Origin of the sequence: Bacteroides mediterraneensis (assembly GCF_900128455.1) — a bacterium.
Taxonomy (GTDB): Bacteria; Bacteroidota; Bacteroidia; order Bacteroidales; family Bacteroidaceae; genus Phocaeicola; species Phocaeicola mediterraneensis.
Map to the genome: position 1 here is coordinate 1,115,398 of NZ_LT635783.1, position 13,316 is coordinate 1,128,713.

General features: G+C 48.1%; 12 protein-coding genes and 2 tRNA genes. 7 read left to right on the forward strand and 7 right to left on the reverse strand.

Annotated features, from left to right (window positions below; translation table 11 throughout):
* Both BQ7480_RS04460 and BQ7480_RS04465 read left to right on the forward strand, forming a co-directional pair.
* Positions 1 to 390: a MarR family winged helix-turn-helix transcriptional regulator gene (locus BQ7480_RS04460; RefSeq protein WP_072541881.1), complete on the forward strand. Its 390-nt coding sequence runs from the start codon at positions 1 to 3 to the stop codon at positions 388 to 390.
* Between the two features lie 14 nt (positions 391 to 404).
* On the forward strand, positions 405 to 1,040 hold the full coding sequence (locus tag BQ7480_RS04465) for an epoxyqueuosine reductase QueH (RefSeq protein ID WP_072543898.1): 636 nt from the start codon (positions 405 to 407) through the stop codon (positions 1,038 to 1,040).
* On the opposite strand, the gene BQ7480_RS04470 is transcribed toward BQ7480_RS04465, so the two are convergent.
* Positions 997 to 1,662 carry a hypothetical protein gene (locus tag BQ7480_RS04470; protein ID WP_072543899.1) on the reverse strand — a complete coding sequence of 222 codons (666 nt, stop codon included), beginning with the start codon at positions 1,660 to 1,662 and terminating at the stop codon, positions 997 to 999. The two genes, BQ7480_RS04465 and BQ7480_RS04470, sit on opposite strands and share 44 nt — an antisense overlap.
* A 175-nt stretch (positions 1,663 to 1,837) precedes the next feature.
* Between BQ7480_RS04470 and BQ7480_RS04475 the strand changes: the two genes are divergently transcribed.
* Genes BQ7480_RS04475 through BQ7480_RS04485 form a run of 3 tightly spaced genes read left to right on the forward strand, consistent with a single transcriptional unit; the run spans position 1,838 to position 3,677 of the window.
* The gene (locus BQ7480_RS04475) at positions 1,838 to 2,389 is read left to right on the forward strand and encodes a DUF4251 domain-containing protein (protein ID WP_072541882.1); all 552 of its coding nucleotides are present in this window, start codon (positions 1,838 to 1,840) and stop codon (positions 2,387 to 2,389) included.
* A gap of 16 nt (positions 2,390 to 2,405) precedes the next feature.
* The gene (locus tag BQ7480_RS04480; RefSeq protein ID WP_072541883.1) at positions 2,406 to 3,029 is read left to right on the forward strand and encodes a DUF4136 domain-containing protein; all 624 of its coding nucleotides are present in this window, start codon (positions 2,406 to 2,408) and stop codon (positions 3,027 to 3,029) included.
* Between the two features lie 27 nt (positions 3,030 to 3,056).
* The gene (locus tag BQ7480_RS04485; RefSeq protein WP_394332616.1) at positions 3,057 to 3,677 is read left to right on the forward strand and encodes an outer membrane beta-barrel protein; all 621 of its coding nucleotides are present in this window, start codon (positions 3,057 to 3,059) and stop codon (positions 3,675 to 3,677) included.
* Between the two features lie 141 nt (positions 3,678 to 3,818).
* Here BQ7480_RS04485 and BQ7480_RS04490 read toward each other — a convergent pair.
* The 6 genes from BQ7480_RS04490 to BQ7480_RS04515 all read right to left on the reverse strand — a co-directional run bounded on the left by BQ7480_RS04490 (position 3,819) and on the right by BQ7480_RS04515 (position 11,645).
* A tRNA-Glu gene (locus BQ7480_RS04490) sits at positions 3,819 to 3,890 on the reverse strand.
* A 43-nt stretch (positions 3,891 to 3,933) separates the two neighbouring features.
* Positions 3,934 to 4,005: transfer RNA gene (locus tag BQ7480_RS04495), tRNA-Glu, on the reverse strand.
* A 303-nt stretch (positions 4,006 to 4,308) separates the two neighbouring features.
* Positions 4,309 to 6,306, reverse strand: coding sequence for a fructose-1,6-bisphosphatase (locus BQ7480_RS04500; protein WP_072541885.1), 1,998 nt, complete (start codon positions 6,304 to 6,306; stop codon positions 4,309 to 4,311).
* A gap of 24 nt (positions 6,307 to 6,330) precedes the next feature.
* Positions 6,331 to 7,992, reverse strand: coding sequence for a putative transporter (locus BQ7480_RS04505; protein WP_072541886.1), 1,662 nt, complete (start codon positions 7,990 to 7,992; stop codon positions 6,331 to 6,333).
* Between the two features lie 161 nt (positions 7,993 to 8,153).
* Positions 8,154 to 10,343 (reverse strand): glutamine synthetase III family protein, encoded by a 2,190-nt coding sequence (locus tag BQ7480_RS04510; protein ID WP_072541887.1) that lies wholly within the window; start codon positions 10,341 to 10,343, stop codon positions 8,154 to 8,156.
* 72 nt (positions 10,344 to 10,415) lie between these two features.
* On the reverse strand, positions 10,416 to 11,645 hold the full coding sequence (locus BQ7480_RS04515) for an LL-diaminopimelate aminotransferase (protein WP_072541888.1): 1,230 nt from the start codon (positions 11,643 to 11,645) through the stop codon (positions 10,416 to 10,418).
* A gap of 153 nt (positions 11,646 to 11,798) precedes the next feature.
* Between BQ7480_RS04515 and BQ7480_RS04520 the strand changes: the two genes are divergently transcribed.
* Both BQ7480_RS04520 and BQ7480_RS04525 read left to right on the forward strand, forming a co-directional pair.
* Entirely contained in the window at positions 11,799 to 12,686 is an 888-nt protein-coding gene (locus BQ7480_RS04520) for a YitT family protein (protein ID WP_072541889.1), read from the forward strand.
* 22 nt (positions 12,687 to 12,708) lie between these two features.
* Complete coding sequence (locus BQ7480_RS04525; RefSeq protein ID WP_072541890.1) at positions 12,709 to 13,296, forward strand: Crp/Fnr family transcriptional regulator; 588 nt, start codon at positions 12,709 to 12,711, stop codon at positions 13,294 to 13,296.
* Positions 13,297 to 13,316 lie beyond the last annotated feature (20 nt).

A 13,316-nucleotide genomic window follows, 5' to 3' on the forward strand; every position in this document is an offset into this window, starting at 1 on the left:
ATGGAAAAAATAAAATGTATCTGTGTGATGAGAGAGCTCTTCCGGGCTCTCTCTGATCTTGAATCGCACTTGCTGCAGGCGCATGGGGTGTCTTTGAACGAGGCCATGGTGCTGTGTGCCATCGGTAAGGAGCAGGTGGCAGCCCGCACGATTGTAGAACGTACCGGACTGACCCCTTCGCATGCTTCAAAGGTAATTCGGGCGGTGGAAGAACGTAACCTGCTGGTGCGTACCCTGGGTGAGAAGGACAAGAGGGAGATGTATTTTTCGTTGACCGATGAGGCGTTCTGTTGCCTGAAAGGCATACGCGACGAAGGAGTGGAGGTGCCGGAAATCCTGCAACCGTTGTTTGCGGCCTATACGGATGAATCGTCTGAATCGTGTGCATAAAAAGGGAGGAAGCGATGAAAAAGAAAAAATTTGAACTGGAGGTGCCCGGTGGGGCAGATAAGGTGTTGCTACACACTTGCTGTGCACCTTGTTCATCGGCCATTATTGAATGCCTGATGCAGCATGGGGTGCGTCCTACCATTTATTATTGCAATCCGAACATCTATCCGCTGGAGGAATATATCATCCGCAAGGACGAATGTACCCGTTATGCCCAGTCGCTGGGGCTGGAGATTGTGGATGCGGACTATGACCACGAAGCCTGGCGCTGTACGGTGGCCGGACTGGAAAATGAGCCAGAGCGTGGAGGCCGCTGTCTGAAATGTTTCAAGATGCGTTTGGCCGATACGGCCCGTTATGCCCATGAACACGGCTTTTCGGTGATAACCACTACGCTGGCTTCCTCGCGCTGGAAAAGTCTGGACCAGATAAACGAAGCCGGACGTTGGGCTGTGGCTTCCTATCCGGATGTCACGTGGTGGGAACAGAATTGGCGCAAAGGAGGACTCAGTGAGCGCCGCATCGCCATTATCAAGGAATATAATTTCTACAACCAGCAGTATTGCGGTTGTGAGTTCAGCATGCGCAAGCCCGATGAATCGTCTGCTACTCCTTCTTGTTCTCTTCCTCTCCCTTCTTCGTCTCAATAGGCATGGTGTTTTCCTTGTAGGCGGAGAAGCCTTTCACTTTCACGCGCTCCTTCTTTTCCTCCTCATTGATGGCAGCCTGCCCCAGCTGGTTCATGTTGTCCTTGATTACATTGTGCATGTCGAAAAAATAGTCGAGCAGCATTTTCATGTGTTCTTCCAGCTCTCCTTCGTTGGGCGAGAAGAAGGTGTGGCAACGGGAATGCAGTCCGATGGTCTTTTCGTCCTCGTCGGCCATATATACTGTAGTGACCAGTGAGTTTACGTTGGCCAGGTTGATGATTTCTTTCAGATAAGGCAGGGCTTCATTGTCGGCATTGATGGAGCCCCACCAAGGATTCCATATCATGATGAAGCGGTTTTCTTCTTCGGCGGCGATGTAGAAATCGTCTCCTTGGTATTGGAAGGTGATGTGATTTTCCTCATTTACTTTCGGCTGGCAGCCAATTTTCTTCAGTACGCTAATGACGAGATCTTTTGTGGTGATTTCGTCCAGTTCGTCCTTCGTCATTCTTTCGATATGTTCCAGCTGTTTGCGACGTTCGCGCCAGAAACGCAAGATGAACAGCACGATGGGCCAGAGGGCCAATGCAATGACAGCAATCAATAGGGTAATTTCGCTGATGTGTGTCATAGTTCTTTTTTTTAAGGTTGGCTGATATATTATTCCTTTATATATTCTAAAGATAATAATTTTATTTGAAAATCGGGAAATACGTTATACTTTTTTAAACAGGTTTTGTGCAGCAAACAGGCGATATGTTTGTTTATTAGATGTAAACTTTTAAAGTAACAGACTTATGAAAAAAATGGTATCTATTTTGATATGTGCTCTGGCCTTAATGGCTGGACATATCCAGGCTCAGGAAGTTGAATTGACAAAGGCTGAAAAGAAAGCGCTTCAGGAAAAAATGGACAGTATCCAGCATGCGGAGGCAGTGGAGGCTGTCAATGCAAAGAAATTCACTCTTGAAGCAGACCGGGTGGTATTCAAGTACGGGCAGACGGCTTACGTGACTTCGAACACCAACTTTGTATCGGTAGATGGAGAGAATGCCGTGGTACAGGTGGCTTTCAACATTCCGGCTGCAGGTCCTAACGGACTGGGAGGTGTGACGGTCGATGGAACGGTGTCTTCCTATGAGGTGAAAACCGATAAGAAAGGAACGACCTATCTGTCCATGAACGTGATGGGAACGGGAATTTCGGCTCGCCTGGACATCAGCATGCCCAAAGGAACGAACAGTGCCACTGTGACTATCTCGCCGAATTTTAATTCGAACCGCCTGACTTTGACCGGGGTTATACTTCCGTCTTTCAGGAGTTCGGTTTTTAAAGGACGTTCACTCTAAAAATTGGAAATGAATTATGAGGAAAATCTTATTTTTTGCGTGCCTGTTATTGGGATTGTCGGCATGTGAGAAAGATCCTGATATGAACAAGCTCGACGCGAATCTGGTGGTGTATACCGATTATGACAAAGATGCCGACTTTGGTAGTTACAAGACTTATTTCTTGCCCGACAGTATCCTGGAAGCAGGAGGCCATCGTGCCACTTACTGGAAGGATGAAAATGCGAAGGCCATCATTAATGAGGTGGCTGAAGAAATGAACAGCCGGGGATACACTCGTATCCTTGACCCGGAGAAAAAGGATGAAGCCAGTGTAGGCGTACAGCTTTCTTACGTGGCTCAGACCACGCAGGTGATTTCCGGCGGCTACTGGGGAGGCTGGTGGGACTATGGTTTCTGGGGGCCTTGGTCTGGCTGGTACTATCCTTATCCGGTGTCCTATTCCTATAATACGAATACCTTGGTGATGGAAATGGTGAACCTTTCTGCCGGAGCAGACGGAACGGCGAAGAATCTTCCGGTAGTATGGTATGCCAGTGCTTCCGGATTCCAATATAGCGGACAGTTCAATCAGAGGATGTTGCTGAATGCCGTGGTTCAGGCGTTTGAGCAGTCACCTTATATTAAATCGGTCAATTAACTACGAGAGGAGGAATTTCAAATGAAGATGAATGCATGGAAAAGAATCGCGATGGTGGCTCTCATGTGTCTGGGAGTTGCCGTAAAAGGATTTTCGCAATACGATGTCAGTAAGACGACCTTGAAGGTTGACTGGCAGATGAACGCTCCTTTCTCTACGGATTTTGCCGATAAGCTGAGTGGATGGGGAATGAATTTTGAGCTGGGATATGAGCTGACTCCGCGTTGGGAGGTGGGATTGTTTGCTTCTTATCATACCAATCACCAGTACGTGGGGCGTCAGACCTTGTCGTTGTCGCCTACGGAGTCATTGACTACCGACCAGCAGCGTTCGGCTTTTCAGATACCGTTTGGAGTGATGGGTGCATACAACCTTTCAACCAATCGCTATGTGAAGCCGTATATCGGGCTGAAGATGGGTACCATGTTTGCCCGTAATACCACGTATTTCGGCAGTGGGGGAGTGTACGACAAGTCTTGGGGGTTCTACGTGTCTCCTGAAATTGGTGTGAAGATTTATCCTACAGGAAAGAAGTGGGGATTCCATATAGCTGCCTATTACAGTTATGCGACGAACAAGACTCAGACGCTGACTTGCGATGTGGAAGGACAGAATCAGGTGGGCTTCCGTCTGGGTGTCATCTTCTGACGAAGACTTGCGATGTGACATAAGAATAATTTCATTTACCAATCGGGAAGAGAGGTGCTTGAAGTCGGTCGTGGCTTTGGGTACCTCTCTTTTTTGTGTGCATAAAAAAAGCCGTCTCAACGATGAGACAGCTTTCCGCTGTAGCCCGTGGGGGAATCGAACCCCCCTTTCAAGAATGAAAATCTTGCGTCCTAACCGATAGACGAACGGGCCATCCTTCTGCACCGGAATACCGTGTGCGTTATTTCTTTTTCAGTAGCCCGTGGGGGAATCGAACCCCCCTTTCAAGAATGAAAATCTTGCGTCCTAACCGATAGACGAACGGGCCATCCTGGCTTTGTGTTGAAGTGTTTTTCAATCACGGGTGCAAAGGTACGCATTATTTTTGAATATGCAAGCGTTTTGCGAAAAAAAAGATGCATAATGATGCAAAAAAGTGAAATAGAGACTTTATGTAGGGGGTTGGCAGGGGCATAAAAAAAACGCAAGTGCGTTTTAGGGAAAACACAAGTGCGTTTGAATCAAAACGTAAGTACGTTTCAGGAAAAACGCAAGTGCGTTTTATGGCAAACGTCCTTGCGTTTTTTGAGGGAAATTCTTTTGTGTGGAATATGCTGTAAATCAGCTGAAATCAACTTCCTTTTTCTTTGATGATGCCATTCTGGTAGGCCACCAGCAGTTTCTTCAGGTCTTCAATCTGTACCATCAGTTCGCGTCCCTTGTCGGTGTCCTTCACCATCATGCGCTTGCTGCTCAGTTCTACGATTTGCGTGGTCGACTTGATGTCGAGTCCTTCCTCTATCGCTTTCTGGGTGGAAGTGAACGGTTCATGCTGCACGAGCTGGAAACCACGGGAGTGGTACACCAGTGTATAGCCTGCGATACCCGTTTCCGGCTGATAGGCTTTGGAGAATCCTCCGTCGATGACCATCAGTTTGCCGTTGGCCTTGATAGGTTTCTCTCCTTTCACGGCTTTCACGGGTACATGTCCGTTGATGATGTGGCGGTGCTCGCCTTCCACTCCAAACTCATCCAGAATCATGTCGCAGATATCTTCCCGGTCACGCAGGGTATAATAGTATCCTTTCACCTCCTTGTGTGTTTCCTTGTCGGTCAGGAAATAACGTTCGAAGGTTGCCATTTTGCTCTTGTCGAAAGCTGGGGAATCTTTTCCGCACCACAGGTACCAGATGAAATCCTTGGCAAAAGCTTTTTCCGGATGGTCGTCTTCTGCAAAATAGGCCGTACGAATCAGTTGTCCTACCCGTTTCAGCAGAGCTTCACCCTTGTATTTGCTGCCCAGTATTTCCACTTCTTTCAAGGTTCCGTCGGCGTTCATCGGCATGGAAGCATGGAAAAGCAGGTTGGAGTTGCATACATTGTACATGCATCCGTAGCGGAAGATGCATTTCATGTGCTTGCGCAGTTTCTCACTGCCCGTAAAGGAATTGTGCAGTTTCAGCACGATTTCCTGTTCCTCTTCCGTCAGCTGGTACGGGTTTTCCGGGTCGATGGTGGGGAACAGGCAGTCGCGCATTTCATAGTCCTTCCCGTCGAGCTGGAATACTTTCCGCTTGAAGTCAATGTGATGCAGGAGCAGTCGGCTGTTCATGTCAAACTCCGGATGGCGGAGAATGGCGGCTGCTTCCAGTTTGAACTGTATGATGGTGATGGCCTTGTGCATCTGTGCGATGAGCCGTAAGGTCTTGTCGTTGTACGTACTGCTTTCCGGCGCGATTTTAGGGGCAAAATATTGGCACGGGTCGTTAGCGTAGGCTTCCATGGCGAAGGTGGCCAGCGGAAGCAGGTTGATTCCGTAACCGTCTTCCAGCGCCGAGAGATTTCCGTAGCGCATGGCCAGACGGAGCACGTTGGCTATGCAGCAGTCGTTGCCGGAGGCGGCTCCCATCCAAAGAATGTCGTGATTGCCCCATTGGATGTCGAAGTTATGATAGTCGCAAAGCGTATCCATGATGATGTGCGGACCGGGACCGCGGTCGAAGATGTCGCCTAGAATGTGCAGGGAGTCAATGGTCAGCCGTTGGATGAGGTTGCACAGGGCAATGATGAAATCGTCGGCACGCCGTGTGTCAATGATGGTACGGATGATGACATTGATGTAGGCCTGTTTGTTGGGGTCCATGGTGCTTTCGTGAAGCAATTCCTGAATGATGTAGGAAAATTCTTCGGGCAGCGCCTTGCGGACCTTCGAACGGGTGTATTTGGAGGAAACGTTCTGGCAGACCTTGACCAGTTGGTTCAGGGTGATGACATACCAGTCGACTAGGTCTTTTTCCACCTCCTTGACCAGTTGCAGCTTTTGTTCGGGATAGTAAATCAACGTACAAAGTTCCTTTTTCTCCATTTCCCGGAGGTTGTTGCCGAAAATCTCGTTGACTTTCCGCTTGATGGCTCCCGAGGCATTTCGGAGCACATGCTGAAAGGCCTCATATTCTCCGTGCAGGTCGGCCAGGAAATGCTCTGTGCCTTTGGGCAAGTTGAGAATGGCTTCCAAATTGATGATTTCCGTACTGGCGGCTGCCAGGCTGGGGAAATCGTGGGAGAGGAGTTCCAGATAGCGGATATCCTCCTGTATCATTTCCGATGTGATTTGTTTGTAGGTTTCCATGATATCGGGTAAAATTTTTAAGTTTTATAAGAATAGCATCAGTACCAGCTGGGCAATGATGACGCGTGTGAACATGCCGAGGGGATACACGGTGGCATAGCTTACGGAAGGTTCGTCGCCAGGTATGATGTCGTTGGCATAGTTCAGTGCCATCGGGTTTGCCATGCTTCCGCACAGCATGCCGCAGGTATTTCCAAAATCCATTTTACACAGACGGAGGGCTATCAGGGCCATGATGACTACCGGGATGAAGGTGATAAGGAATCCGATTCCTACCCATAGGGCACCTTCCGGCCGCATGACGGTTTCGAAGAAGTGGGCACCGGCATCCAGCCCGAGGCAAGCCAGATAAAGTGATAGGCCGATTCCTCTCAGCATGAGGTTGGCACTGCGGGTAGTATAAGTCACCAAGTGCAGACGAGGACCGTAGGCTCCAATCAGGATTCCCATGATGATGGGGCCTCCCGCCAGTCCCAGTTTCACCGGCGAACTGATGCCTGGTATGGCAATGGGGATAGCTCCGACCACCAGTCCCAGTACGATGCCGATAAAGATGGAAGCCAGGTTAGGGTCTTTCAAGGTCTTGACCGTGTTTCCCAGTACCTTTTCCACGTTTTGGATGGCAGCTGCCTCACCGACTACGGTCAGGCGGTCGCCCAGTTGCAGCACCAGTCCCGGGGTAGCCAGCAGTTGCACGCCGCTTCGGAGCACCCGGCTGATGTTGATGCCATACGTGTTTCGCAAACGGAGTGATCCCAGCTTTTTCCCGTTGATTTCGGGACGTGACACGACAATGTGCTTGGAAATCAGCTTGCTGTCAATGGCATTCCAGTCGATGTCTTCCTTGTTCCAGTCACGCTTTTCCTGTTCGCCGAAAAGAATGGTCAGGGTGGGGGCATCCTTTTCGGTCGTGATGACCAGGATACGGTCGTTCTCTTTCAGAATCTTTTCGGAGGTCGGGATACTGACGGTGCCTTCCCGCCAAAGACGGGAGATGACGAACTTAGGATACCCGGCCTGTGCGATGTCTTGTATGCTTTTATTGAAAATGGCAGGATTATGTACCTGGAAAGTAGCGATGTAGGTGTGGTTCGGGTCATCATGTTCCCGTTCATTCATATCGGAAGGGCGTACAAAGAATTTTTTGACAACCAGAATTGCAAAAATCACTCCCACTACTCCCAATGGATAGGTCACCGCACAGCTGAGGGCGGCTCCACTGGTGGGTTCTCCCAGTTGTTTCAAAGTCTGCTGGGCGGCACCGAGCGCGGGTGTGTTGGTCGTGGCACCGCATAGGATACCTACCATGTCGGGGAGGCCTATTTCTGTCGTAAAGCTAAGGATGATGGCCATGAGTGTGCCCAGGAAGATGACTCCCAGTCCCAGCATGTTCAGGCGGAATCCGCCCCGTTGAAAGGAACTGAAGAAACCGGGACCCACTTGCAGGCCCAAGGCATAGACAAACAAAACCAGACCGAAGCTTTCGGCGTAACTCAGCATCTGGGGATCGATGGTAAAGCCGAGATGTCCTGCCAGAATACCGGTGAAGAAAACAAATGTCACTCCGAGAGAAATTCCGAAAACATGAATCTTTCCCAGTCCTAACCCGATGGCTGTAATGAGGGAAAGTATGATGACCGCCTGCAGAGCGGATTGTTCCACAAATAAATTAATTAACCATTCCATGCTGCAAAGATATATACTTTGTGGAAAATAAATCTTTTGTATCGGACAAAATGTTAGAAAAGTGCGTCAATAACAAATCCCCGAAGGGCTTTCCGGCAGAAAATCGCCTTTGAAAAGCCTTCGGGGATGGATAAAACTAAGGATGTGGGGAACAATCCGGATTATCGTACGAACAGCAGTTCGCGGTATTTCGGAAGGGTCCACATCTGGTCGTCTACAATCAGTTCCAGCTTGTCGATGTGGTAGCGGATTTGTTCCAGCATCGGAGCTACCGTGTCATGGTAGGCGATGGCTTTTTCACGTTCACTGGCAATGCGGTTGGCCACTTTGCGTGCTTCCACCATTTCGTCCACATGTTTCTTGATGAAAGAGGTATGTTCGGAAATTGCCTTGATGATGGCCAGGTTCTCGGCCGACAGTGTATGGGCTTCTTCTTCCGGGAACAATGATTTCATCTTGTAGGCATTGTCAATCAGCTTGGTCTGGTATTCGATGGCTACCGGAACTACGTGGTTCATCACCAAGTCGCCCAGAACGCGGGCTTCAATCTGGATTTTTTTGGTGTACATTTCCCATTTCACTTCGTTGCGGGCTTCCAGTTCCTTGCGGTTCATCACACCGGTGAATTCGAACATGCGGATGCTTTCCGGTTTCAGGTAGTTGTCGAAGATGACCGGACAGCTGGTTTCGCAGTCCAGCCCCCGGCGGGCAGCTTCTTCCTTCCATTCTTCGCTGTAACCGTTGCCGTCGAAGCGGATAGGTTTGCATTCTTTGATGCATTTGCGGATAATCTGGATGATGGCCGAAATTTTCGGTTCACCTTTCTCAATCAGTTCGTCTACTTCTTTTTTGAATTCAATGAGCTGCTCAGCCACAGCTGCGTTCAGGGCAATCATGGCACTGGCACAGTTGGCTTCAGAACCTGGGGCACGGAATTCGAAACGGTTGCCGGTGAAAGCGAACGGAGAAGTACGGTTACGGTCGGTGTTGTCAATCAACAGTTCCGGAATCTGCGGAATGTCGAGTTTCATGCCTTGTTTTCCGCCTAAGGAAACCAAGTCATCGTTGGTACTTTCTTCCAGATGGTCGAGCACCTTGCTCAGCTGGGTGCCCAGGAAAGAAGAGATGATGGCGGGAGGTGCTTCGTTGGCTCCCAGACGGTGTGCGTTGGTGGCACTCATGATAGAGGCTTTCAAAAGTCCGTTGTGGCGGTACACAGCCATCAGTGTATTGACCACGAACGTGATGAAACGCAGGTTGTCTTCCGAGGTCTTGCCGGGAGCCATCAATAAAGTACCGGTATCTGTACCCAGTGACCAGTTGTTGTGCTTGCCGGAACCGTTGACACCTTTGAACGGTTTTTCGTGTAACAGTACGCGGAATCCATGGTTACGGGCCACTTTGCGCATCAAAGACATAATCAGCATGTTATGGTCTACGGCCAGGTTGCACTCTTCGTAAATCGGGGCCAGCTCAAACTGGTTAGGAGCCACCTCATTATGGCGTGTCTTGACCGGAATACCCAGTTCGAGTGCCTGGATTTCGAGGTCTTTCATGAAAGCGGCCACACGGGTAGGAATGGCGCCGAAATAGTGGTCTTCCAGCTGCTGGTTCTTGGACGCTTCGTGTCCCATCAGCGTGCGTCCTGTGAGCAACAGGTCTGGACGTGCGGCATACAGGCCTTCATCTACCAGGAAGTATTCCTGTTCCCATCCCAGATAAGAAACAATTTTCTTTACAGAAGGGTCGAAATAGTGCATTACGTCGAGTGCCGCCTTGTTGACTGCGCGCAAAGCTTTCAGCAGCGGAGCCTTGTAGTCGAGTGATTCGCCGGTATAGGCGATGAAGACCGTCGGGATGCACAAGGTGTCATCTACCACAAATACGGGCGATGAGGGGTCCCATGCGCTGTAGCCACGTGCTTCGAATGTATTGCGTATACCTCCGTTGGGGAAAGAAGAGCCGTCTGATTCCTGCTGTACCAGCAGCTTGCCGGAAAATTCTTCCAGCATACCGCCTTTTCCGTCATGTTCCACGAAAGCATCATGCTTTTCGGCGGTACCTTCTGTCAGGGGCTGGAACCAGTGTGTGTAGTGAGTCACTCCCAATTCAATGGCCCATTTTTTCATTCCTTCGGCTACGGCATTGGCGATGCTGCGGTCGAGGGAAGCTCCGTTGTCGATTACGTCAATCAGTTTGGCATAGACATTGCTCGGCAGATATTTAAACATTTTTTCTCGGTTGAACACGTATTTCGCAAAATACTCACTAGGGCGTTCAGCCGGTGACGGTACTTCTACCGGTTTCTTGTGGAATGCCTTTTCCACAACTCTGAATCTTAACTTAGACATACTACCTTTATTTCTTATTTAAGTTGTTTGGTTTTTATATTTGATGTATTGGCTTGTTTGCTAAATAAACGTTTACAGGCACTGGCAGATTCTTCGGATACCTTCTTCGCACTGGTGCCGGTCTCCGAATGAAGTCAGTCGCACATACCCTTCGCCGCTGGGGCCGAATCCGACACCGGGCGTACTTACCACATGTGCCTCATACAGCAGCTTGTCGAAAAACTTCCATGCCGTCTGGTTGCCCGGTGCCTTTACCCATAAGTAGGGCGCATTGTCTCCTCCAAAGAATTGGATTCCGGTTTTCGCCAACATCTTTTTCATGATTCTGGCATTGTCCATGTAATATTTCACCATGGTTTTTACTTGTTCTTTTCCTTCTGGTGTATAGATGGCTTCGGCTCCTCGTTGGGTGATGTATGATACTCCATTGAATTTGGTCGATTGCCGTCTGAGCCATAGTTTGTTCAGCTGGATGCGTTCGCCTTCCAGGGTTGCCGCTGTCACTTCCTTTGGAATGACCATGTAGCCGCAGCGCACACCGGTAAATCCGGCTGTTTTTGAGAAACTGCGGAATTCGATGGCCACTTTTTTGGCTCCCTTTATTTCATAAATGGAATGAGGAATGTCTGGGTCTTGAATATACGCCTCGTAGGCAGCATCGAAAATGATGAGTGCATCATTCTCAATGGCATAGTTCACCCACTTCTTAAGTTCGCTTTTCGTCAGCACGGCTCCCGTAGGATTGTTGGGGTAACATAAATAAATAATGTCGATGCGCTGTTTCGGGATTTCAGGGATGAAATTGTTTTCAATACGGCAGGGCATGTAGACTACATTGCTCCATTTCCCGTCTTTTTCCAACACTCCCGCTCTTCCGCAGGAAACATTGGAATCGATGTAAGCCGGATAAATAGGGTCGGTAACCCCGATGCTGTTATCATGTCGCAGGATGTCGCCGATGTTTCCCGTGTCCGATTTCGAACCATCGCTGATGAATATTTCGTTGCTGTCAAAATTAATCCCATGGGCAGCATAATCATGTTTCAGAATGGCTTCAATTAAAAAATCGTAGCCTTGTTCGGGGCCATATCCTCTGAATGTTTCTGCATTGCCTAATTCTCCGGCGGCTTTTTGCATGGCTTCCACACATGCTTTGGGGATAGGTAGGGTCACATCGCCGATTCCCAGATGAATGATGCGGGCCTGGGGATGTGTCACTTTAAATGAATTTACTCTTTTCACTATATCGGTAAACAAGTAGTTTTCCGGTAATTTGAGCAGGTGTTCGTTGACTAATGCCATTTATTCTCCTATTTGGCGGCAAAATTACGAAAATCATGTCATTTTTAAAAATATGCCCTTGCTTTATTTTCTTATTTTTTGAAATTGATATAAGTCAATTGTGTGGAATTTTTTTTACTTTTGCATCCGAAATTTTTAAAGAAAATCAAAGAGATGAATCCAGCTTTACCTGCTACTAGAAAGCAGAAATTATTGAGAGAAACCAAGGATTATTTAATGATTGCTTTGGGGATGATTATGTATGGTATCGGATGGACCGTGTTCTTATTGCCTAGCGACATACCTTCGGGGGCAGTTCCTGGCATTGCTTCCATCGTTTATTGGGGAACAGGCTTTCCGGTGCAATACACTTATCTGATTATAAACTTCTTGTTGCTTTTGCTTGCCCTCAAGATTTTGGGACTTAGGTTTTGTCTGAAAACTATTTTTGCGGTTTTCACATTGACCTTTATCTTGAGTGTCATTCAAAAATTCGTATCGGGTCCGTTGATTCATGACCAGCCTTTCATGTCGTGTGTGCTGGGAGCTTCTTTCTGTGGGGCCGGCATCGGAGTGGCATTTTCGGCCAATGGAAGTACAGGAGGAACAGATATCATTGCGGCTATCGTAAACAAATATCGTGATATTACTTTGGGAAGAGTCATCTTGATTTGTGATATAATCATTATCTCTTCCAGTTATCTGGTTTTGCATAACTGGGAAAAAGTCGTATATGGATATGTCGTTTTGTTTATTTCCAGCTTTGTTCTTGACCAGGTGGTAAACAGTTCCCGTCAGTCGGTACAGTTCTTCATTATTTCGAATAAATACGAGGAAATCGGAGCCCGTATCAACAAGGATTTGCACCGTGGAGTAACCTTTATTGACGGGGTGGGATGTTACACCCACAATGGAGTAAAAATGATGTTTGTGTTGGCCAAGAAAAGTGAGTCGAGCACGATTTTTCGTCTGATTAAGGATATAGACCCCAAGGCATTTGTGTCACAGAGTGCGGTAATCGGTGTGTTTGGGGAAGGTTTCGACCGTATCAAAGTCAAATAAAGTTAGAATAAGAGTGAATAGTATGATGACAAATGTAGAAGCAGCCAGACTGATGGTGTCCGGGATGAAATGTCTTCTTAACCGGGAACAGCTTCACGAACTGGCTGAGATACTCACTTGTAAGAAATACAAGAAGGGTGAGAGGATATTGGATGAAGGTGATGTTTGCCGTTCCATGCTTTATATTGAGAAAGGACTGACTCGTCAATTTTATTTTAAATATGACAAAGATTTGACGGAACACATAGCCTATGAAGGGGGCGTGGTAATCTGTCTGGAAAGTTATTTGAAAGAAGAGCCTACACGTTTGATGATTGAAACCCTGGAGCCTACCGTTGTGTGGGAGATTCCCAAAGATAGATTGGAAATGCTGGCTCAGGAAGATGCGTCAATAGGGGCATGGTATCGCCGGATTTTTGAACTTTCTTTGATTGAATCGCAGGTGAAGGCAGATACTTTGCGGTTTGAACCTGCCCATGAACGTTATAACAAACTGCTTCAGCTGCACCCGGAAATTTTGAGACGTGCTCCGTTGGTTTACATCGCTTCTTTGCTGCAGATGACTCCCGAGACATTGAGTCGGGTACGTTCTGCCAGTCTGAACAGCTGATTTTGAAAAAATAAGGAATG

Coding starts and splice junctions, on each gene's coding strand:
- BQ7480_RS04500 (WP_072541885.1), bottom strand. CDS start 6,306: ATGGAAACCTACAAACAAATCACATCGGAAATGATACAGGAGGATATC.
- BQ7480_RS04465 (WP_072543898.1), top strand. CDS start 405: ATGAAAAAGAAAAAATTTGAACTGGAGGTGCCCGGTGGGGCAGATAAG.
- BQ7480_RS04505 (WP_072541886.1), bottom strand. CDS start 7,992: ATGGAATGGTTAATTAATTTATTTGTGGAACAATCCGCTCTGCAGGCG.
- BQ7480_RS04525 (WP_072541890.1), top strand. CDS start 12,709: ATGATGACAAATGTAGAAGCAGCCAGACTGATGGTGTCCGGGATGAAA.
- BQ7480_RS04480 (WP_072541883.1), top strand. CDS start 2,406: ATGAGGAAAATCTTATTTTTTGCGTGCCTGTTATTGGGATTGTCGGCA.
- BQ7480_RS04485 (WP_394332616.1), top strand. CDS start 3,057: ATGAATGCATGGAAAAGAATCGCGATGGTGGCTCTCATGTGTCTGGGA.
- BQ7480_RS04460 (WP_072541881.1), top strand. CDS start 1: ATGGAAAAAATAAAATGTATCTGTGTGATGAGAGAGCTCTTCCGGGCT.
- BQ7480_RS04510 (WP_072541887.1), bottom strand. CDS start 10,343: ATGTCTAAGTTAAGATTCAGAGTTGTGGAAAAGGCATTCCACAAGAAA.
- BQ7480_RS04520 (WP_072541889.1), top strand. CDS start 11,799: ATGAATCCAGCTTTACCTGCTACTAGAAAGCAGAAATTATTGAGAGAA.
- BQ7480_RS04515 (WP_072541888.1), bottom strand. CDS start 11,645: ATGGCATTAGTCAACGAACACCTGCTCAAATTACCGGAAAACTACTTG.
- BQ7480_RS04475 (WP_072541882.1), top strand. CDS start 1,838: ATGAAAAAAATGGTATCTATTTTGATATGTGCTCTGGCCTTAATGGCT.